16 protein-coding genes are annotated in these 20,535 nt (G+C 46.1%); 8 read left to right on the forward strand and 8 right to left on the reverse strand.

The window, feature by feature from the left end; translation table 11 throughout:
• Window positions 1-8: 8 nt before the first annotated feature.
• From JJU34_RS17560 to JJU34_RS17580, 5 genes are all read right to left on the reverse strand, one after another.
• On the reverse strand, window positions 9-1,397 hold the full coding sequence (locus JJU34_RS17560; RefSeq protein ID WP_228693715.1) for an MATE family efflux transporter: 1,389 nt from the start codon (window positions 1,395-1,397) through the stop codon (window positions 9-11).
• Between the two features lie 19 nt (window positions 1,398-1,416).
• On the reverse strand, window positions 1,417-1,968 hold the full coding sequence (locus JJU34_RS17565; protein WP_228693716.1) for an NUDIX hydrolase: 552 nt from the start codon (window positions 1,966-1,968) through the stop codon (window positions 1,417-1,419).
• A 130-nt stretch (window positions 1,969-2,098) separates the two neighbouring features.
• Window positions 2,099-2,581 (reverse strand): Lrp/AsnC family transcriptional regulator, encoded by a 483-nt coding sequence (locus JJU34_RS17570; RefSeq protein WP_209330476.1) that lies wholly within the window; start codon window positions 2,579-2,581, stop codon window positions 2,099-2,101.
• Between the two features lie 210 nt (window positions 2,582-2,791).
• A complete protein-coding gene (locus JJU34_RS17575) occupies window positions 2,792-3,925 on the reverse strand; it encodes a tol-pal system protein YbgF (RefSeq protein WP_228693757.1) in 1,134 nt (377 codons plus the stop codon).
• Between the two features lie 332 nt (window positions 3,926-4,257).
• A complete protein-coding gene (locus JJU34_RS17580) occupies window positions 4,258-5,448 on the reverse strand; it encodes an NAD(P)-dependent oxidoreductase (protein WP_228693717.1) in 1,191 nt (396 codons plus the stop codon).
• Window positions 5,449-5,873: 425 nt separating this feature from the next.
• Between JJU34_RS17580 and JJU34_RS17585 the strand changes: the two genes are divergently transcribed.
• The gene (locus JJU34_RS17585; RefSeq protein ID WP_228693718.1) at window positions 5,874-8,849 is read left to right on the forward strand and encodes a DUF2723 domain-containing protein; all 2,976 of its coding nucleotides are present in this window, start codon (window positions 5,874-5,876) and stop codon (window positions 8,847-8,849) included.
• Between the two features lie 60 nt (window positions 8,850-8,909).
• Here JJU34_RS17585 and JJU34_RS17590 read toward each other — a convergent pair whose 3' ends face one another.
• Complete coding sequence (locus tag JJU34_RS17590) at window positions 8,910-9,683, reverse strand: class I SAM-dependent methyltransferase (RefSeq protein ID WP_228693719.1); 774 nt, start codon at window positions 9,681-9,683, stop codon at window positions 8,910-8,912.
• 74 nt (window positions 9,684-9,757) lie between these two features.
• On the opposite strand from JJU34_RS17590, the gene JJU34_RS17595 reads away from it, so the two are divergent.
• Genes JJU34_RS17595 through rmuC form a run of 3 tightly spaced genes read left to right on the forward strand, consistent with a single transcriptional unit; the run spans window position 9,758 to window position 12,990 of the window.
• Window positions 9,758-10,981 carry a GWxTD domain-containing protein gene (locus tag JJU34_RS17595; RefSeq protein WP_228693720.1) on the forward strand — a complete coding sequence of 408 codons (1,224 nt, stop codon included), beginning with the start codon at window positions 9,758-9,760 and terminating at the stop codon, window positions 10,979-10,981.
• A complete protein-coding gene (rlmB, locus tag JJU34_RS17600; protein WP_228693721.1) occupies window positions 10,954-11,727 on the forward strand; it encodes a 23S rRNA (guanosine(2251)-2'-O)-methyltransferase RlmB in 774 nt (257 codons plus the stop codon). The genes JJU34_RS17595 and rlmB overlap by 28 nt, the downstream gene beginning before the upstream one ends.
• 12 nt (window positions 11,728-11,739) lie before the next feature.
• The gene (gene rmuC / locus JJU34_RS17605) at window positions 11,740-12,990 is read left to right on the forward strand and encodes a DNA recombination protein RmuC (protein WP_228693722.1); all 1,251 of its coding nucleotides are present in this window, start codon (window positions 11,740-11,742) and stop codon (window positions 12,988-12,990) included.
• 16 nt (window positions 12,991-13,006) lie between these two features.
• Here the strand turns inward: rmuC and JJU34_RS17610 are convergent, their stop codons facing one another.
• A complete protein-coding gene (locus tag JJU34_RS17610; protein ID WP_228693723.1) occupies window positions 13,007-14,080 on the reverse strand; it encodes a mannose-1-phosphate guanylyltransferase in 1,074 nt (357 codons plus the stop codon).
• A gap of 4 nt (window positions 14,081-14,084) precedes the next feature.
• On the reverse strand, window positions 14,085-15,053 hold the full coding sequence (locus tag JJU34_RS17615; protein ID WP_228693724.1) for a KpsF/GutQ family sugar-phosphate isomerase: 969 nt from the start codon (window positions 15,051-15,053) through the stop codon (window positions 14,085-14,087).
• A gap of 98 nt (window positions 15,054-15,151) precedes the next feature.
• On the opposite strand from JJU34_RS17615, the gene recQ reads away from it, so the two are divergent.
• The 4 genes from recQ to JJU34_RS17635 are packed head-to-tail and all read left to right on the forward strand — an operon-like array spanning window position 15,152 to window position 20,525.
• Entirely contained in the window at window positions 15,152-17,329 is a 2,178-nt protein-coding gene (gene recQ, locus JJU34_RS17620) for a DNA helicase RecQ (RefSeq protein WP_228693758.1), read from the forward strand.
• A gap of 11 nt (window positions 17,330-17,340) precedes the next feature.
• On the forward strand, window positions 17,341-18,639 hold the full coding sequence (gene purD, locus JJU34_RS17625) for a phosphoribosylamine--glycine ligase (RefSeq protein ID WP_228693725.1): 1,299 nt from the start codon (window positions 17,341-17,343) through the stop codon (window positions 18,637-18,639).
• A gap of 43 nt (window positions 18,640-18,682) precedes the next feature.
• On the forward strand, window positions 18,683-20,056 hold the full coding sequence (gene ricT, locus JJU34_RS17630; protein ID WP_228693726.1) for a regulatory iron-sulfur-containing complex subunit RicT: 1,374 nt from the start codon (window positions 18,683-18,685) through the stop codon (window positions 20,054-20,056).
• Window positions 20,049-20,525 (forward strand): gliding motility lipoprotein GldH, encoded by a 477-nt coding sequence (locus JJU34_RS17635; RefSeq protein WP_228693727.1) that lies wholly within the window; start codon window positions 20,049-20,051, stop codon window positions 20,523-20,525. The genes ricT and JJU34_RS17635 overlap by 8 nt, the downstream gene beginning before the upstream one ends.
• Window positions 20,526-20,535 lie beyond the last annotated feature (10 nt).

A 20,535-nucleotide genomic window follows, 5' to 3' on the forward strand; every position in this document is an offset into this window, starting at 1 on the left:
TCTTGGCATTACAGTACCAACACTTGACCTTTCTTATCCGAGGCAGGGCTATGGTGCGTCTTTAGCAGCCGTTTACTGATTCGGTGAAAGCGCCAGATTAACAATATGGCCGTTGCGGTCAAACCCGTAAGCAGACCAATCCAGATGCCAACCTCCTCCATACCAAAGGGGAAAGCCAATACATAACCCAAAGGCAACCCCACCACCCAATAGGCGACGAGCGTTACCAAGGTTGGTATTTTCAAGTCGGAAAGTCCCCTAAGGGCTCCCAACCCCACCACTTGCAGGCCATCCGATAACTGAAATATCCCTGCAATCACCAACAGCACGGCAGCCGTTTGTACTACCCCCGGATCGTCAATGTAAATTAACGGGAGGTAATTGCGTAAACCTACAAACACCACGGCAAAAAAAGACATAAACACCGCAACCATGCCAAAAATCGAAAATCCGACCTGACGTAGCGTAAGGATATCCTTTCTTCCCAGTTGATTGCCGACTCGGACCATGGCAGCAGCTGCTAGCCCCGAAGCCATCATGTAGCTGACCGAGGCAAGATTGATAGCTATCTGATGGGCTGCCAGTGCGTGAACACCCAGCCAACCCATCATAATGGCGGCAGTGCTAAACGCCCCCACCTCAAATACAAATTGAAAGCCGGTAGGTATCCCAATTTTCAACATCCGGCTCACCATATTTCTGCTCATGCTGGTAAATCCATATAGCAGGCTGTACGCTCTGTATCGTTGGGATCTACGGATGTAATAATAAATGATACCCGCCATAAGCACCCGGGAAATCAACGTCGCCCAGCCGGCTCCGTTCAAACCCATTGCTGGGAAACCCAGTTTGCCGTAAATCAACACCCAATTTAGAAATACATTGACTGCATTGCAGGCCAGTGTGATGGTCATGGCCTGCCTTGTCTGAGAAAGCCCCTCGATGAATTGTTTGAATGTTTGGAAAAACATGAGTGGCACCAACGAAAAGGTGATGATCAACAGGTAAGGAACTGCCAATACCACCACTTCTTCAGGTTGTCCTAGGTGGTTTAGCCCAGGTGAAAGCCCCAAAACCAACAGAAATAATAAGATCCCCGATACAATGTTGATCCAAAAACCGTGTTGGAAAATCCTAGAGATTTTACGCTTCTTACCCTCTCCATCCGCTACGGCCACCAATGGGGTGATCGCCATGGATATCCCGGTACCAAACATGAGAATCAAAAAGAAAATACTGTTTGCCAAAGAAGCAGCAGCCAACGTCTCCGCACCCAAGCGGCCTACCATGATATTGTCCGCAACACCCACCAGAACTTGTCCCAATTGACTGAGCATTACGGGATAGGCCAGCTTTACGGTGACACTAAAGTGTTTTGTATAATTCTGTAATGCCATGTTATTTAAATGGCTAGACCTAAAGCCTGCCTTCCTCTTTCAATATTCTTTCTGTCTTTAATATTCCCGCGATGCTAATGGCATCGGTAATCTGTCCGGACATTACCATCTGCACCACCTCCCCAAAGGGAAGCTGACGGATTTGCAAATCCTCTGTTTCGTCAAATGCCGTCTCACCCTCCGTGAGGTCCTCGGCTAAAAACACAAAACCCACCTCATCGGTCACCGAATTAGAGGTATGGATCCTCAAAATATTTCGCCACTTCTTAGCGGATAGGCCCGTTTCCTCCTTCAGTTCCCGCTGCGCGCCAGCCTCCAAGGTGTCGGTAATCGGACTGCCTCCCATAGGTATTTCCCAAGAATATTCGTCTAGGGTGTACCTGTATTGACCTATCAGCCAAGTATTCAAATCCTCATCCAATGGAATAATGCCAATGGCGATGTTTTTGAAATGGACTTGTCCGTAGATACCCGAACCTCCCTTGGGGTTGATTACCTGATGTTCTTCCACCGTGATCCAGGGGTTTGAATAAACTTGCGTTTTCGAGAGTGTGGTCCAAGGATTCTTCATAGGTTACTGCTTACTTTTTAGCGGTCATAGCAAACCTAAGGAGGGATAACGAGAAATTGAGCTTTTTGGGCAGTAAAAAAAGGTGACCATTTGGCCACCTCCCTTCAATGTTTCAAATGTTCGTTGAAAATTATGCCGGAATGGGCAGCACCTTGCTGTCTTTAAAAGTAGACAGAATCACCATGGACTGCATAGAATCCACCTCTTTGATTTCACTTACCTTTTCCAGCATAAGCTTCTGGTAGGAAGTAATGTCCTTAGAGATGATTTTTAAAATAAAATCACCCGTACCGGTGATATGATGACATTCGATCACTTCAGGAATTTGGTCGATTTCTTTCATAAAAGCCTCGATGTTTGACTTGTTGTGACCAACCAAACCCACAAGTACAAAAGTACTCACGCCCAGCCCGATTTTTTCGGGATCCAACTTGGCATGGTAGCTCTTGATGATGCCGCTTTGCTCCAACTTCTTCACCCTTTCCAATGTAGGCGCCGGGGATAGACCGATGTCTTTTGACAATTGGGCATTCGTGATTTTTGCATTCGCTTGCAAGATCTCCAGAATTTTACGATCTATCTTGTCAAATTTTACTTTTACGTAATTATCCATGTTTTAAAGAATTTACCGAATTATATGCGGTGCAAAATTAATCTATTTTAAATTTATTTTAAAGGTATTTACGAAAAAAACGACGTCACGGACGAAATATTGTTACATATTTAGCTATTTAATCAAAAAAAACAGCGCCAAGGCCTTATATTTATATACAAAAGTCAAATTTCCTGCTGATTTAAAGAATCATAGCACTCAAATCCCAACCTATAACTTATTCTTTTTGATAAAATCCCTTGCTTCTTTATGGGCCGGATGTTTTCTCTTGGCGTAACTCTTTACCTGATCGAAGTAACCCTTGGCTTTTTTTTTGTCGTTTTCGGCAACCGCTATTTTGCCAAGCTGTATTAATGCGTACAAATGATACCCACTCTCCTGACTCTCTGATTCTTCCCCGTAGGAAATAGTTTTCAAGTAATAGCTTTTGGCTACATTCGTTTGCCCAACTCGTTCAAAATATTGAGCAGCAAAGAAAGCCGCATACCTACCGCTGTTTGCCTCATAGCCCGTCCATCCTTCGTCGATCCTGCGCAGAATTTCCAGCGAAACTTCTTTGGCCTCCTCGCCACGCCCCACTACGTATAGCTGCCTAGCAAAAAACCGATGAAAGTACGGGTTATTTGGATATTTGGAATGCAGGTATGAAGTAATACTAAGCGCCTTGAATGGCTGTTTTTCCTCCGAAGCATACAACCTAAAGAGAAAATACTGTGCCTCCACCCTCGCGTAGAAGGCATTCTCCGCGACATCCTCCAATTGTCTCAACCCCAGATCCTTATCTCCTTTTGGAAACAGCACCATAACAGGCCGGAGGAGGGGATAGTTCTTTGGTATCCAAACCGAGAAATAATTAAACAGCGCGTCACCTAACAATAGTTCCGGGTTCAACTCGTCTTCGCCCTTGCTTAACTCCAAGTACTTTAGCGCATTTTTTCCGGCAAAAGTAGCCTTGGTCCAGTTTTGACGTTCACTGTGCAACCTCCCTTGGAAGCCATAGGCACCTGCTAAGAAAAAGGCCGCTTCCTTGTTCAAGGGATCTTTGTCATACATGGCCTTTGCCTTTTCGATGGCCATGTCCATATAATTCAAAAAGGAAACATCATGCGTTCCATTTTCCGTATCAACAGCAATCTTCCACCATTGGCTAAGACCCATCAGGAAATACGGTAACGGATGTTCGGGGTACGTATATCGGAGCACCGAAAATCCACGCTCAGCCATTTCAAAATCGAAGTTATACATGCTATTGACAGCATCTGTTATGCGAAATTGCAAGGAGCGGTCTAAAAGCAGGTAGTTTTCGGCAGCCCCTATATTGGTAAAGACGCTATCTCGCTGCATCTGAGCTGAGGTGCTGAAAGTCAATCCGAACACCAACATGAACGCTCCAGCCAATCTCACCGAAACCGCCCCGGCAGATAGTTGACACCATATTTTGGCAAAACCAGCCTTTACACACATACTTGGTATTTTTACTTGATCAACTCCTCTAACAAAAGTGGAATCCAATAAATTTCAGAACAACCGGCTTTTTTGCCTCAGCGGACCGAAAAACCAATCAAACACTCGCTTAAGATTAAAGAAAAACAAGCCTACCTACCCGGATTTCGTTGCAGAAACCCAAGTAAATAGACTTGATTGGCAATTATATAAAAAAATTAACAGCTTACCTTTTATTTCTTAATTGTTTCCTTCACAGGGGGAGATTGACCCACGTTTACCAATGTCTCCTTCCAAGCATCGAAAGCCAAAGAATGTGGAATCTCAATATCATCGAACGTGATCAATTCTCCCGGTTCTACCGTGCGCTTCAGATACGCTTCGCTCATCAATCCGATAGGAACATGGTTAGGTTCATCCAAAATGGTAATCGCCTCGCCCCTCACGTCCATGCTTCCAATACCTTTTGAAATCAACGAACCTGCCTCCAATTTTCGCTTTGCGATTGTAGCTACCGAGGCATGCGGTACACTGCCGTTGTCTAGCAGGATTTCATCTCTATGGAGTAAATCTAAAATCGTGCCCGGAATTTCAAAGAAACACAAGTGGGTAGGTTTGTACAACAAATAATACGGACCGTCACCCAATTTGTATGTTTTCAATTCTGGGGCTAAATCCTCCTGATGAGTGGCCGTGATGAACACGCCCGGAGGCGACTCGCGGGAAATGATGTAATCACTAATCACCTTTCCCGCCGCTGCTGCTTCTTTGGCCAGCGCAAAAGCTCCCTCTTGAAAATCATGGGTTTCATACCCAATCATGCCCCGCTTCAGGATATCAACGCCAAGTCCATTGGCAACTAGGGCCTGCTCAATCTGAAGTTTGGTTCCGTCCGTAAAGGAGGTCACAGAACTCAAGCTATACCCCTGCTTCTGTGCCCAAAAGAGCATATCTTCCAAGGAAGGGTTTTGATTCAAAAACCCTTTGATATTTCCATAAACGAGCGGTTTAAAGCCCATTTGAATAACCTCTTTATTTAACGCAGCCAGTACGCCCGGCTGATCGCCGTTAGCCTCTGTAATTACGCCCCGCTTAGACAACCAAGAACCCGTCAAAACCTGCGTATCGGCATCCATGGTCACTACAGGTACCCCATAAGTAAACGCATGCTCAATAACCTTGGTAGAGTAAATGGCATCCCCTGTACTCACCACTAAAACGTCGGATAGTTCCAACACCCTATCCATGTCGTTAGTCAAATACTCTTGGCTAACGCCCAAATCCTCAATGGTACCCTTTCTTCTCGTTAGAATCTTCGAAATGACCATGTCCTTTCGCCTTGCGATCAACTTTGCCAAACCCCTGCTGATACCTCCCGTACCAACGATTCCAACCCTGATTAATTTTCCGAAATTGTTTTTCATAGCTGTTGTGTTTTTTAAAAATATCTCTGTAAAATCACCGTTGTAAAGGTAAAGAAAATATTTTTTCAAACACCAATTTCCTGCATTTAAAATGCAAAAAAAATAATTTAAAATTTATTTCGCCATCCAAATTCATTACGAAATACAAAGAAAAATAAAAATTATTTTTGAAAATTATAGTAAAATACGAAATTTTAAATATGTAAAAAAAACAAAAACTAATACAAAATTTTTTTGCTCAAAAGAATCATTCTTGACTCCAGAAGCGAAACAACATTAATCCCGCTTATCTACCGGCTCAAAATCACCGGAGAAAACTACCCCTAACCCCCTGCTTTGGGCGTGCAAGGTTTAAAATAGGTTAAAAAAACCGTTATTCCTGAATATTTTTTTATTTTCGCTTTTCCTTAATAAAGCAGAATCACATGTATTCATATTCCAAGGTAAACAACCTGACTGGCTGGACCATATTTTTTATTGCAACATTGACCTATGTATTGACGGTGGAAGAGACTGCCAGCTTTTGGGACCCAGGTGAATTCATTGCCGTTTCGTATAAGTTGCAGGTCCCTCACCCCCCCGGAGCACCTTTTTTCTTGTTGGTCTACCGGATGTTTAGCTTCCTGGCTCTGGGTGATGGGCTTCAGGTGGCCTATTGGATGAATATAGCGAGTGCCTTGTTTTCAAGCTTTACCATTTTGTTTCTTTTTTGGACCATCACGCTATTGGGCAGAAAATTAATGCAGGTAAAGAAGGACGAGGAAACATTGGGGCAAACTGCCATGCTGATGGGTGCTGGAATCATTGGATCCCTGGCATACACCTTTTCAGACAGCTTTTGGTTTTCTGCTGTGGAAGCGGAGGTTTATGCCATGTCCTCCTTTTTCACTGCCATCGTCATTTGGGCGTTCTTAAAGTGGGATGTGATAGAAGACCCGCAAAAGGAAAACCAATACATGGTGTTCATTGCGTACCTAGTCGGTTTATCGATTGGTGTGCACTTGCTTAATTTGGTAACCCTTCCAGCGCTTGCACTGGTGGTTTATTTCAAGAAGTATCCTACCCCTACGCTACAGGGCGGAGTAATCGCCTTTCTGTTAGGCGGAATAGCATTGGTCATTATCAATAATATCATCATACCCGGATTACCCAGCGTAGCGGGGTCTCTGGAAATATTCTTTGTTAACAGTCTCGGGCTACCTTTCGGGTCTGGTATCATTTTCTTCGTGATCGTGTTTTTAGCTGCATTGATCGCAGCGATCATCTATTCCATCAATCACCGGAAGATCATCTTAAACACCGTTCTTCTTTGCCTGACATTTATTCTTATTGGCTATGGTTCTTACGCGCTGATAGTTATCCGTGCCAATGCCGATCCGGTCATCAACGAAAACGACCCCAGGGATGTCATCAGCTTTGTCAGCTACCTGAAACGGGAACAATACGGATACCGTCCGCTGATGCACGGTCAGTACTTTACCGCGGACGTTATCGACCAGAAAGAGGGGGCGCCGGTTTATGCCAAAGGAAAAGACAAATACGAAATTGTAGACTACCAGTTAGTCAGCATATACGACCCCAATAAGACCACCATCCTCCCACGCATCTATTCCACTCAAGAGCGGCACCGCCAAATATACCGATCAAAACTAGGCCTGAGGGAGGGCGAAGAGCCCACTTTTGCAGACAACCTCTACTTTATGTTTTCCCATCAGCTAGGGCATATGTACTGGAGGTACTTTATGTGGAACTTCTCCGGTAGAGAGAGTGACTTCAGTGATTCACCGTACCTCAGCCTTTGGAATACCGTAACTACTGAATTTCCCGCCTACATTACCGAAAATAAAGCGCACAACAACTATTACATGCTCCCACTGATATTGGGGCTAATTGGCATGTTCTTTCAGGCTAGGTACGACAGCAAATCCTTTTGGGTCACGCTGATGCTCTTTTTGATGATGGGGGTGATCTTGGTGCTCTATCTAAACTCACCTCCGGTTGAACCGAGGGAAAGGGACTATATATACGTTGGTTCGTTCTATGCTTTTGCCATTTGGATCGGGTTCGGTGCCATGGCTTTGGCAAACCAACTAAAACAAATCAACAAAAATGCTGTCAGCGCTGCTTTTATTGCCACGCTGATCTGCCTCCCCGTGCCCGCAATCATGGCATTCCAAAACTGGAACGACCACGACCGAAGCGACCGCTTTTTCTCCGTAGATTCAGCCAGAAACTTTCTGGCCTCCTGCGAGCCAAATGCAATCTTGTTTACCGGTGGAGACAACGACACCTTCCCGTTATGGTACGTGCAGGAGGTGGAAGGATTCCGTACGGATGTAAGGGTGATCGTACTTAGCTACTTTGACACCGATTGGTATGTAAGACAAATGGAACGTCCGGTCAATGAATCTGCGGCCTTGGACTTTACACTTGAATTCGAAAACTATAAGAAAGGCACAAACGATGTGCTGTATGTGGTAGACCGGAACCTGGAATCCATTCCGCTTCGGGATTACCTCAGGCTATTAAAGAGTAACAGCGATTTGTTGAGGCTTAGCTCCAGTTACTCTAGCAGCCTATATACAGTTCCTTCCAGAAATTTGACACTGAATATCGATATGGAGGCTATAGCCGCATCAGGCTTAGTACCCCCCCAATTTGAAGACCTGATCATCCCTCAGATGAACATTCGGATACGGGGAAATTACATCACAAAAGGCAGCCTGATGCTCCTGGATCTCATCGCCACCAACGACTGGAAGCGGCCGATCTACTTCAACAATACTTCACTGGCAACCATCGGCTTTGATCTAAGTAGCCATGTAGTGATGGAAGGACTTACCTACCGCCTACTACCGGTCCAAAAACCGGATAATCAGGACGAATTGGTCAATACGGATCTGGCTTATCACAATGCAATGAACGAGTTTGCCTACCGGAACATGAACAAGCCGGAAAACTACTACGATGACGAATACAGGCGGTTTACTTCCAACCATCGAAGTGTTCTAAACAGCATCACCATTGCGCTAATAGATGAAGAAGATACCGTTAGGGCAGCTGAAATCATGGATTTGAGCCTCGAAAAATTTCCCCACGAGGCAATTCCTTACGACTTGGCAAGTGGCCAATCGGTACCGCTTCTGTTTGAACTGGGTAAAGACGAGCAGGCACTGGATATCATAGAAAAGATGTCTGACAAGGCCGTTCAGTTGTTAGACTTCTACGACCGTACTGGCCGGACCATGGATAGAGAAGCCAGTATTTCTGTAGAAATGTTGCGGTATTTCATTCCGGTCCTTCGTGAGCGAGGCTATACCGAGCTATCTACCCGCATTCAAAATGAATTTGACCGTCTGCTCGGACCCTCCGGAGGAATACCCGGCCTCAACCGAAGATAGTGTTCCCTGTACTTGCCATACAAAAGGCTGTCTATCCACTTGGACTTGAGACAGCCTTTTTTATTTCTCCAGGATATAAAACAGATCGAGGGCGTGCTCCGGACTATCTAAAAGCAGATAATCTTCGTGTCCTATTTCTGTCACCCTATCCCCTTGCTCTTTGTGCAGCTTGTTGCGGTTCATTCTATTGAGGATCTCATACGGGATCTTTAGCAGGCCTGCGGGCAGCCTGTACTGCAGGTTTAGCACATCCCATCTCGTGATTTTCTCAACCGAGGCGCGATTGGCCTCGTGGTAGGCCATTACTTTTTCGTTTCCACCAATCCCCTTGGTATCTACTTCCCGGAAAATAGAGGTGCAAAGATCTTTTAATTCTTCGGGAGTATATTCCCGGATATGCCATGGATTTCGGGAAAGGCTGTACCGGATATTGGGTGTGGAAATTATCGCTTTGCCCCCCGGCTTAAGCACCCTGTTGATCTCCTCTAAAAATAACCTATCTTCCTCGATATGCTCTATCACCTGAAAGCTAACAATGCAGTCAAACGTGTTGGTCTCTAGGGAACTCAAGGGGGGAATCACCGATTGCTCGAACGAATACTGCGGGTATTTCAGTTTCAAGCGCTCGATGACCTCGTGAATCTTATCCAGTCCGAGGTAGGCATCTGCCCTCGGTGCCAAGACCTCTATTCCCCTGCCCTCGCCACAGCCTATCTCTAAAAGCCTGCCTTTTACCCACGGTACAGCGGCAATGTAGGCCTTCAAAAGGCGTTGGTGAATAGGGTTATCACTGACCAACTTATCGGAGGCGATTTCCGTTGTATAGGTAGCCATTCAAAATTTTGTTATTTTCAGCAAAATTAAGGTTATTTTTAACACCGACGACATAAAAAACAAAGACGTTGACTATGAGACACATTATTCCAGGGCTGTTTTTGGCACTACTGACCTGCACGCAAGCGGTAGGTCAGGTCACGCTTGGAGAGATGAACCAAAACCTGCGATATTCCCGATATTCGAGAATATCACTGAAAATCATCCCTTTACGGACTGGCGAAAGGGCATTCCGCTTACAGTTGATCGCCGATAAAATTGAAGAGAATCTCGATTTCGAAAACTACCTGTTTTCCTATGCGGTCGTTTCGGGATTTCAGGAAGAAATTTCGGATGACATGATTGTTGCCCTTGATGCGGAATCCCTGAAGAAGGACAGCAACCGGCATTTTGTTTTTGAGGAGGATGTGACGGTTCCGGCGAGCCAAAACGCAGCCTATGCGGTTTTTATTGCTAAGGATACACGCCAAGGGGATGAATATATCTACCACGTAGATTTAATCAGTCCCTTTGTGTCCGAACATCCTGAGTTCGGCGCATATTTTGGTAACGATGTCCCCTTTGACCAGCCTTACCTCAATGTGGGCGAATCCCTATTGTTCAAGGGTATCGGTAGCATCAACCTGCATCATTTTTACTATCCGCAGGAGTTTCCAGTACCCCTTCCCCCCATGGAAACGAAACCCGCACCCGTTCAGATGGAGTTGGAGGTAGATTACAAAGGGGAGTTTTTGATGAATGTTCCCCAGCCTTTCAACGATAAGGGCTACTATTTTGTACAGGCAGACACCGCATCTTCCACGGGCCTCTTAGTCAAGACTGTCCATAAATCGTTCCCTCGTGTCTCCACTTGGGAGGAAATGGTTCAGATGGTCACCTATATCTCCACCCGCAGAGAACACGAAACCTTGCTCCAGGCAGAAAACAAGAAGCTCGCACTGGATGAATACTGGATCAGGATGACCAAAAACGAGGAAAAAGCGAAAGATCTGATACGGGAGTACTTTCGGCAGGTGGAATTTGCCAATATCCTATTTACCGACTTTAAGGAGGGCTGGGCCACGGACCGGGGCATGGTCTACATCATTATGGGCCCTCCACAGGAAGTGTTTTTCCAGGCAGACCGGGAGGTCTGGAATTACCTCTCCAGCAATTCTAATTCAAAAATATCCTTTACCTTTGCGCGGATCAAAAATAATTTGACCCCGCATTACTACACCTTAAACCGATCCAGGGCTTATCAGCCGGAATGGTTTAGAAATATAACAGCATGGAGAAACGGAATAGTGGCTTTTTAATTAACAAGCAGGAAAGCCAGAAAGATTATATTTTTGGCATACGGGCGGTCATGGAAGCCCTCCATGCCGGGCAGGATATCGATAAAATACTGATTCTAAAAGAGCAGAAAAACGAGCTGACAGATGAGTTGATCCAATTAGCCAAAGAACACCGGGTGCCAGTATCCCGTGTACCGGATGGTAAACTAAACCGAATCACCCGCAAAAACCATCAGGGGGTAGTAGCCTATATTTCTTCCATCGCTTATGCTTCGCTGGACAATGTGGTTGACGGGTGTTTTTCCAAGGGAGTATCACCTCTGATTCTCATTCTTGACCGCATAACCGATGTCAGAAATTTTGGTGCGATCTGTCGTACTGCGGAGGTAGCCGGCGTGCATGCGGTGGTGATTCCGGAAAAAGGCAGCGCACAAATTAACTCCGATGCAGTAAAGACCTCTGCGGGGGCATTGAATTTCCTACCCGTCTGTAGGTCCAGAAACCTCTACTACACGGTGAAGGACCTTAAAAAAATGGGGTTAAACGTGGTAAGTGTCACCGAAAAAACCGACCGTGAGATGTATCAGGCGGATTTTTCTGCGCCCACTGCATTGGTGATGGGCTCCGAGGAAGATGGCATTTCTCAGGATTTGATGAGCATCAGCGACGAATTTGTCAAAATCCCCATGCAGGGCCGTGTAGATAGTCTGAATGTATCAGTGGCTACCGGTGTTGTAATTTACGAAGCCATGAGGCAACGAAAATAGCCGTTTCCCCAGATGCACATGGAGTACTTGGCCGTCATGTCCTTTTTACTGCTGCTAGGGATTGTTCTTTGGCTAGTTAGATCGCAACGGCAGCAATGGGCAAAAGCAGATCGGTTACAAGCCCAAGTGCAGGAATTACTGGTACAAAACTCCATCTTGGATCAGGAAAAAAGACAACTTGAAGAAAAGTTGCGTACGCAGCAGGCAGAATCCCTTCGGCTGAACGAAAAAAACGCGCTTGCTTTTGAACACTTGGCCAACCGAATACTGGAGGAGAAATCCCGAAAATTTTCCTTGCAAAACCAAGAAAACATGGAGCGCATCCTACAACCCTTTGGCAAGGAACTAGAATCTTTTCGTAACAAAGTACAAGAGACCTACGATAAGGAATCCAAAGAGCGCTTTTCTCTCGAGCGAAAGGTGAAAGAATTGGCGGAACTGAACCAGCAGATCAGCGATGAAGCCCGAAATCTTACCAACGCGCTGAAAGGGAACGCCAAAGTCCGCGGCAATTGGGGCGAAGCTATTCTGGAAACCATCCTTCAAAATTCCGGGCTAGAGCCTGGCAGGCATTACTTCCTCCAAGAATTCTTGAAAGACGACGCAGGAAGCTACCTGCTGGGCCCGGATGGCAAACGCATGCAACCCGACGTCACCATCGTGTATCCAGATCAACGGAAAGTGCTAATCGACTCCAAAGTGTCTCTAGTAGACTACGAGCGGTATTTCAGTGCGGAAAAGGACAGTGATAGAGACCAAGCTTTGCGGGGCCACCTTCGGGCCGTTAAAACCCACATAGACCAGCTGTCTGGAAAACAATACGAATCGTACTCCAAGGTGTTGGACTTTGTGATCATGTTTATTCCCATGGAGGCAGCCTACATGACAGCAGTACAGGCAGATCCCCAGCTGTGGGAATATGCCTACAAAAAGCGGGTATTGATGATCAGCAGCAGCAACTTAATAGCCGTGTTAAAAATGATCAAAGACCTGTGGGTGCGGGACGATCAAACGAAAAATGCCTTGGAAATTGCCCGACGGGGCGGGCTGCTCTACGATAAATTTTCAAATTTCTTGGGAACCCTGGAAGACCTGGGCAAGAATCTCGAACGGTCTTCCGATGCCTACGAACAAGCCATGAAGCAATTGGGATCGGGCAAAGGAAATCTAATCAGCCAAGCAGAGAAATTACGCAAGCTGGGAGTTTCCTCCAAAACACCCCTTCCGGAGAAGTTTCACGGAAACCAAGAAGGAGACACCTGAACCAGCGTGCGCTGGTTTACAAAAACTCCGTCCCTTTTTCCTTTGCTCCATTCAGAAACTCCCTGAACTTATGCTCATCACCAAGTTTGCAGATCAGGAGCACATTCTCATTATCTGCAATAAGATAATCCTTCAGTCCTTGAATGACAACAAGGCGTTCGGGACTACTCTTCACATAGCAGTTTTCGGCCTCAAATAACAAGGCGTTGCCCTCAGTTACATTGCCGAACGTAGTTTTGTTCTTAAAATCATACAGCGTACGCCAAGACCCCAAATCTGACCAACCAAAGTTGCCCAACACCACATACACGGCGTCTGATTTCACCAAGACCCCCGCATTGACAGACACGTTTTTGATCATGCTGTAGGCCTTCCGCAAAAACCCTGCTTCTTCCGAAGTACCGTAGTACGCATCTCCTTCTTCAAACACTTCCGACATCTCGGGCTGGTGAGTCTCCAAGGCACGAATAAAGCTCTGGTTTTTCCAAACAAAAATCCCGGAATTCCACAGAAAATCTCCGCTCTCCAAAAACGTCTGGGCTAGGGCCAAATCCGGCTTTTCGGTAAATGTCTTCACCTTCTTAACCCGATCCGGAGTCCCATCTATGTACTGAATATAACCAAATCCAGTATCTGGACTGTGCGGTTGAATTCCCACCGTTACCAGCCTGTGATCCAGTACCGATGCTTCAAGGGCCACATCCAGCACCTCAAAAAACGCTGCCTCGTTGAATATCACCTGGTCTGAAGGACTTACAATTACCGTTGCCTCAGCATCTAGCTGCTGTATGATATAACTGGCCAAACACAAAGATGCAGCAGTATTCCTCCGGATGGGCTCCGAAATGATTTGCTGCTCTTCCAGATCAGGCAGCTGCTCCTGCACAAGCTGAGAATATTTTTTGCTGGTTACCACTAGAAAGCGGTCCTTGGAAAACTTTACCGCATACCTGTCATAGGTCATCTGTAGAAGAGTTCTCCCCGTTCCCAGTAGATCCAAAAACTGCTTAGGTTTATTGTGTCGGCTTTGAGGCCAAAGCTTAACGCCCAACCCTCCGGCTAGAATAACGATATATGGCTGCCTATCCATAGGTTTAAACAATGCCCTCTTTCATCAGATCATGAATATGTACGAACCCTTTGTAGTTACCGTCTTCCAATGCGACCAATTGAGTAATATTAAAATCTTTCATCTTGTTCAATGACCGGATAGCGTAATCCGACACGGCTATGGTTTTTGGGTTTATGGTCATGATATCTTTCGCCTTCACATTCCGCAAGTCCGGGTTCTGAACTAACATACGCCTGAGATCGCCATCCGTGATGATTCCTCTTACCGTATTTTCCTGATCTACTACCACAGTAGCTCCCAGAAGCTTACTGCTGATTTCTACAATCACCTCCCTCAGATCTGCCTCGAGCCCTACCGAGGGACGTTGGTTTTTAGCCACCAAATCTCCCACCGTCATGTATAGCTGCTTTCCTAAGGAGCCACCTGGATGATACCTGGCAAAATCATCTGCGGTAAATCCCCTGGCTTCCAGCAAGCAAACGGCCAATGCATCCCCCAGGGCCATATGCACCGCTGTGCTGGTAGTAGGGGCTAGGTTATTGGGGCATGCTTCCTGCTTAAAGCCAGCAAAGAGGACGTAATCGGCATGTTCGGCCAAATAACTCTCCCGTTGAGATACCAATGCAATCAATTTAGAACCTAACTGCTTCAAAAGTGGTACCAAAACCTTTATTTCAGGTGTGTTACCACTTTTCGAAATACAAATTACAACATCTTCCTGTTTTATCATACCCAAATCTCCATGGATGGCATCTGCAGCATGTAAAAATAAAGAAGGCGTTCCTGTAGAATTCAGCGTGGCGACAATCTTACTGGCGATGATGGCACTTTTACCAATTCCGGTGACTACTACCCTCCCGGAACTTCCCAAAAGCACGCCAATCACTTCCTCAAACTGCTCGTCGATGTGGTCAATCAGCCCATTGATTGCCTCTGCCTCGTTTTGAAGAACTTTTATAGCACTAAATTTAATATTTTTTGTTAACTTCAATTTTGCTGTTGTTTATCATTAAATTTGTACAAAAGTAGGAAAGAATTCCTACATGCCGACATGGTAATAACGGTGCAAATCCTTAAATGAGTGATGGAGTGGATTCTACTGTAAAAGAAAATTTAAAGAAGATTTTTGGTTTTAACCAGTTTAGGGGAAACCAAGAAGCTATCGTCGATAATATCCTGAAAGGGAACAACACTTTTGTGATAATGCCCACTGGGGCAGGCAAATCGCTATGCTACCAACTTCCCGCAGTAATCAAAGGAGGCACGGCTATCGTGATATCCCCGCTGATTGCTTTGATGAAAAATCAAGTTGACCAACTGAATTCATTTGGCATCAACGCCCATTTCCTAAACTCCACGCTGAGTAAATCGGAAACTAACAAAGTAAAGAGTGAAGTCACCGCCGGCAAAACCAAGCTACTCTATGTGGCTCCCGAATCGCTAACCAAAGAGGAGAACATCCAGTTTTTGAGCAATTCAAACATCAGTTTTGTTGCCATTGATGAGGCCCACTGTATCTCGGAGTGGGGCCATGACTTTCGTCCGGAATACCGCAAGATCAAATCTATCATTAGCCAAGTAGGTGATAACCTACCCGTGATTGCCCTCACGGCAACAGCTACACCTAAAGTACAGCAGGACATCCAAAAAAACCTGCAGATGGAGGAAGCTGACCTATTTAAGTCCTCGTTCAACAGGACCAACCTCTACTACGAGGTGAAGCCGAAAATAAAGAATGAGACCAAAAAGGCTATCATCAAGTACATCAAATCGCACAAAGGTAAGTCCGGCATCATCTACTGCCTAAGCCGCAAAAAAGTAGAGGAAATCGCAGAACTGCTGAAGGTAAACGGCATCAATGCCGCTCCTTATCACGCGGGATTGGATGGACATGTGCGCATAAAAAATCAAGACGACTTCCTGAATGAGGAAGTGGATGTCATCGTGGCCACCATTGCGTTTGGAATGGGTATAGACAAACCGGATGTCAGGTACGTGATCCACTACGACGTTCCCAAATCCCTGGAAGGATACTACCAAGAAACGGGAAGAGCAGGAAGAGATGGTCTGGAGGGGCATTGTTTGATGTTCTACCGGTACGAAGACATCGTGAAGCTGGAGAAATTTAACAAAGACAAACCGGTCAACGAACGGGAAAATGCAAAAATCCTCCTACAAGAAATGGCCGCCTACGCCGAAAGTTCGGTGTGCCGTAGACGTTTTCTCCTTCATTACTTTGGAGAGAAGCTTGACAAAGACTGTGGATTCTGCGACAACTGTAAAAAACCTAAGGAAACCTTTGATGGACAAGAGGATATCCTGATGGTCATCGAAGCCGTGCGCGAAACACAGCAACGCTTCAGTTTGGATCACATCGTGAGTGTACTTCGGGGTGAACTGAACGACTATGTACGTAGCTACGGACACGATAAACTGGCTGTATTTGGTCAGGGAAAAGAAAAGGATGACATACACCTCAAGACGGTCATCCGGCAAGCGATGATCTTTGGTCTGTTGGAAAAAGACATCGAAAATTACGGTGTTATCCTGCTTTCACCAGAGAGTGAGGCTTTTTATAAAAAGCCCTATCCTGTGATGATCAGCAAGAATCATAATTTCGAGGAAATTGCAGAAACGGTATCTTCGGAAGAGATGAGTAATCTGGGCAAAGCCTATGACGAGAAGCTGTTTGAACTGCTGAAGGCTGAACGAAAAAAGGTAGCCAAGCAAAAGGGCTTGCCACCCTATGTGATATTTCAAGACCCCTCCTTGGAGGAAATGGCTACGGTATATCCGACTACCCGCGAGGAACTTGCACAGATCAATGGCGTGGGCATGGGCAAGGTCACCAAGTTTGGGGCAAGCTTTTTAAAGCTGATTGAAAATTACGTGGACGAAAATGAAATCATCACTGCCTCTGACGTGGTGGTAAAATCGTCCGGCACACGATCGAAAGTAAAGATATCCATCATCCAGCAGATTGACCGTAAAATCGACCTAGATGAAATCGCCAACAACCTGAACATTGGAATGGGAGAGTTGCTGCATGAGGTAGAGCAAATTATCTACAGTGGCACCAAGCTCAACATTAACTACTACATACACAACATCATGGACGATGAACGAGAGGATATTCTCCATGATTATTTTATGACGGCTGAGTCAGACCACATCAAGGAAGCGTTGAGAGAGTTAGAAGACGAAGATTTTTCCGAAGAGGAAATCAGGGTCTATCGGATCAAATTCATCTCTGACCACGCAAACTAAACCAAAGAAACATGAACATTTTACTGATTGGCAGCGGTGGAAGAGAACACACCTTTGCTTGGAAGATTGCGCAAAGTCCCCTTTGCGAAAAATTATACATTGCGCCCGGCAATGCCGGTACACAAGCCTTCGGCGAAAACATTGCGATTCAAGTCAGTGATTTTGCGAAAATGCAGGATTTTTGCTTGACAAATCGAGTGGATTTGGTAGTGGTGGGACCGGAAGAGCCCTTGGTAAAAGGTCTCCGGGATTTGTTCCAAGCAGACGACAGAACCAAGCACATCGGCATAGTTGGCCCCGGTAAGGCCGGAGCGGAATTGGAAGGCAGCAAGGACTTTTCTAAAAAGTTCATGAAAAAATATGGCATTCCCACAGCAGCTTACGAAACCTTTACCAAAGAAACGGTGGAAGAGGGGGTGTCCTATATCCGTAAGCAACAGCTACCCGTGGTGCTCAAAGCAGACGGCCTGGCAGCAGGAAAAGGCGTTTTGATCTGCCCCAGTCACGAAGAAGCGGAATCTGAGTTCAAATCCATGCTGTTGGAAGAAAAATTTGGGGCTGCCTCGCATAAGGTTGTCGTCGAAGCGTTTCTTAGCGGCATTGAACTGTCGGTATTTGTAGCCTTGGACGGCTCCGATTATGTCATCCTTCCGGAAGCAAAGGACTACAAGCGCATTGGCGATGGCGACACTGGACCAAATACCGGCGGTATGGGTGCAGTAAGTCCTGTACCTTTTGCAGACGCTGCATTTATGCAAAAAGTATCCGAAAGGATCGTATCCCCGACACTTTCGGGTTTGAAAAAAGAAGGTATTGATTATAAAGGATTTATCTTCATCGGTCTGATGAATCAGGACGGAGATCCATTTGTCATTGAATACAATGTACGGATGGGTGATCCCGAAACCCAAGCCGTGTTGCCTCGGATCAAAAGTGACTTTGTAGCCTTGCTGGACGGCATCGCAAATTCTAAGCTCGCTGCCTATTCGCTCGAGCTTGAGGACTACGTTACATCCACAGTTGTGATGGTGGCAGGTGGATACCCTGGCACCTACGAAAAAGGAAGGACAATTACCGGACTGGAGGACAAAACGCTAGAAGGGGCCTTGGTATTTCATGCGGGCACAGCCCTAAGCGATTCGGGCGAGGTCATTAGCAATGGTGGACGGGTATTGGGTATCACCGGCAAGGGCAAGCACCTAAACGAAGCGTTGGACTGCGCTTATCGGCGCGTGAATCAGATCCACTGGGAGGGTGTAACCTTCCGACGGGATATCGGTCAGGATATCCTCAAGTGGGGAGAAAAATGAATATAAACGAGTAATCGGGGAAGAATCCCCAAAACATAGATATATGGCAGGATGTAGTAACTGCTCTACCGGAACTGATAAAGTGGGAGGCTGTCAAAACAACGGCTCCTGCGGTACGAGCGAATGCAATAAAATGAACTCATTCGACTGGCTTTCTCACATGGGACTGCCGGAAGTTGATCGATTTGATATCGTAGAGGTAAAGTTTAAAGGCGGCAGAAAGGAATATTTTCGGAATGTAGATTACCTGCACATGACTACGGGCGACCCGGTAGTAGTGGACGTCCCGAATGGGCACCACATCGGTTATGTGTCGCTTCAGGGTGAACTGGTACGGTTGCAGATGCAAAAGCGAAAAATAAAAAACGACGACAATATCCTTCGAATCTACCGCGTAGCTAATCAAAAAGATATAGACAAATGGCAGGAGGCGAAAAACCGCGAACTGCCCACGTTGTACCGTAGCAAACAGATCATCGATGAGCTGGGCCTGAAAATGAAACTTTCGGATGTGGAGTATCAGGCAGACAACTCCAAAGCTACCTTCTATTATTCCGCCGAAGATCGGGTGGATTTCCGCGAATTAATAAAAATGCTAGCATCGGAATTTAAAATTCGCGTGGAAATGCGCCAAATCAGCCTTAGGCAAGAGGCTGGCAGACTGGGAGGCATCGGTGTCTGTGGCAGGGAACTTTGCTGCTCTACTTGGATACATGATTTTAAAAGTGTCACCACCGCCGCCGCGAGGTACCAAAACCTTTCGCTGAATCCCAGCAAACTCTCCGGACAATGCGGTCGGCTGAAGTGTTGCCTTAACTATGAGCTAGACAGCTACATGAGCGCCCTGAAAGATATCCCACAGGTAGATAAACCCCTTCTAACCGAATCAGGCAACGCAAAGCTCCAAAAAACGGATATCTTCCGGAAACTCATGTGGTTCAGCTACAACGACGAAAACAACTGGCATTCCATCGATTGTGAACGCGTAGCCGTAATTATCGAAATGAACGCTCAGGGTAAAACACCCTTCAGCCTAAAGCAGGACACAGCCACGGAAAGCGCAGATACCTACGAGAACTCCAACAAAGATCTGGAGATGCTAGACAAAAAATTTAGCCAGCCCAAAAAGAAGAAAAAACGAAAACCTAAAAAAGCCGGCACCGGTGAACCTGCCCAAGCCAAAACTGCCCCTGTTCCTAGCGACAAAACCCAACCCCGGGAACGACCTCCACGATCTAGAAAACCAGGTCGAAACCAAAACAGACCCAAGCCCGACAACGTCCAAGCAGGCTCTCCACAGACACCCGCAGGTGCTGCTCCGCAGGGGGGTGAGGCGCGGCGTAAGAAACGAAGAAACAATCCGAACCGAAAGCGGGGCAACTCCGGTCCGTCTAGCAAAGACAATGCGAATGATTGACAGGTTTTTTCTTTTAGGATTGTTCCTACTGGTGACAGGAGGGTTGGTAGGGTGCGACAGCGACCGTCTGTACGAGTCCTACCACGATTTCCCCAATCCAAACTGGCACTTGGAAGACTCGGTGACTTTTCAGCTTGATCGGCTGCCGGAATCCCCGTTCCATCAGGTCGTTTCGGTCCGATTTACCGATCGCTATGAGTTCCACAATTTGTACCTAAAGATGGTAATCAAAGACAGCACCGAGCAGTTGATCAAGGACACACTGGTTAATATAAACCTATTTGACTCGAAAAGCGGAAAGCCACTGGGAAAAGGTTTTGGCAACCGCTTTACCAAATACGATACGTTAACTAGCGCCGATCCTGCTTTGACGAATGCCAGAAAAGTCCAATTCATTCAGTACATGCGGCAGGAATCCATTGAGGGTATCGAATCGATTGGGTTGAAGTTGATCCGTATACCCAATTAGGATCGTTGTT

It is taken from the genome of Lunatimonas sp., assembly GCF_020832325.1.
GTDB lineage: Bacteria > Bacteroidota > Bacteroidia > Cytophagales > Cyclobacteriaceae > Lunatimonas.

Excerpts from the sequence above, each read along its gene's own strand:
- purD (WP_228693725.1), top strand. The coding sequence starts at position 17,341 with ATGAACATTTTACTGATTGGCAGCGGTGGAAGAGAACACACCTTTGCT.
- JJU34_RS17565 (WP_228693716.1), bottom strand. The coding sequence starts at position 1,968 with ATGAAGAATCCTTGGACCACACTCTCGAAAACGCAAGTTTATTCAAAC.
- rmuC (WP_228693722.1), top strand. The coding sequence starts at position 11,740 with ATGCACATGGAGTACTTGGCCGTCATGTCCTTTTTACTGCTGCTAGGG.
- JJU34_RS17595 (WP_228693720.1), top strand. The coding sequence starts at position 9,758 with ATGAGACACATTATTCCAGGGCTGTTTTTGGCACTACTGACCTGCACG.
- JJU34_RS17590 (WP_228693719.1), bottom strand. The coding sequence starts at position 9,683 with ATGGCTACCTATACAACGGAAATCGCCTCCGATAAGTTGGTCAGTGAT.
- JJU34_RS17580 (WP_228693717.1), bottom strand. The coding sequence starts at position 5,448 with ATGAAAAACAATTTCGGAAAATTAATCAGGGTTGGAATCGTTGGTACG.
- JJU34_RS17575 (WP_228693757.1), bottom strand. The coding sequence starts at position 3,925 with ATGCAGCGAGATAGCGTCTTTACCAATATAGGGGCTGCCGAAAACTAC.
- rlmB (WP_228693721.1), top strand. The coding sequence starts at position 10,954 with ATGGAGAAACGGAATAGTGGCTTTTTAATTAACAAGCAGGAAAGCCAG.
- JJU34_RS17585 (WP_228693718.1), top strand. The coding sequence starts at position 5,874 with ATGTATTCATATTCCAAGGTAAACAACCTGACTGGCTGGACCATATTT.
- JJU34_RS17570 (WP_209330476.1), bottom strand. The coding sequence starts at position 2,581 with ATGGATAATTACGTAAAAGTAAAATTTGACAAGATAGATCGTAAAATT.
- JJU34_RS17635 (WP_228693727.1), top strand. The coding sequence starts at position 20,049 with ATGATTGACAGGTTTTTTCTTTTAGGATTGTTCCTACTGGTGACAGGA.
- ricT (WP_228693726.1), top strand. The coding sequence starts at position 18,683 with ATGGCAGGATGTAGTAACTGCTCTACCGGAACTGATAAAGTGGGAGGC.
- JJU34_RS17610 (WP_228693723.1), bottom strand. The coding sequence starts at position 14,080 with ATGGATAGGCAGCCATATATCGTTATTCTAGCCGGAGGGTTGGGCGTT.
- JJU34_RS17560 (WP_228693715.1), bottom strand. The coding sequence starts at position 1,397 with ATGGCATTACAGAATTATACAAAACACTTTAGTGTCACCGTAAAGCTG.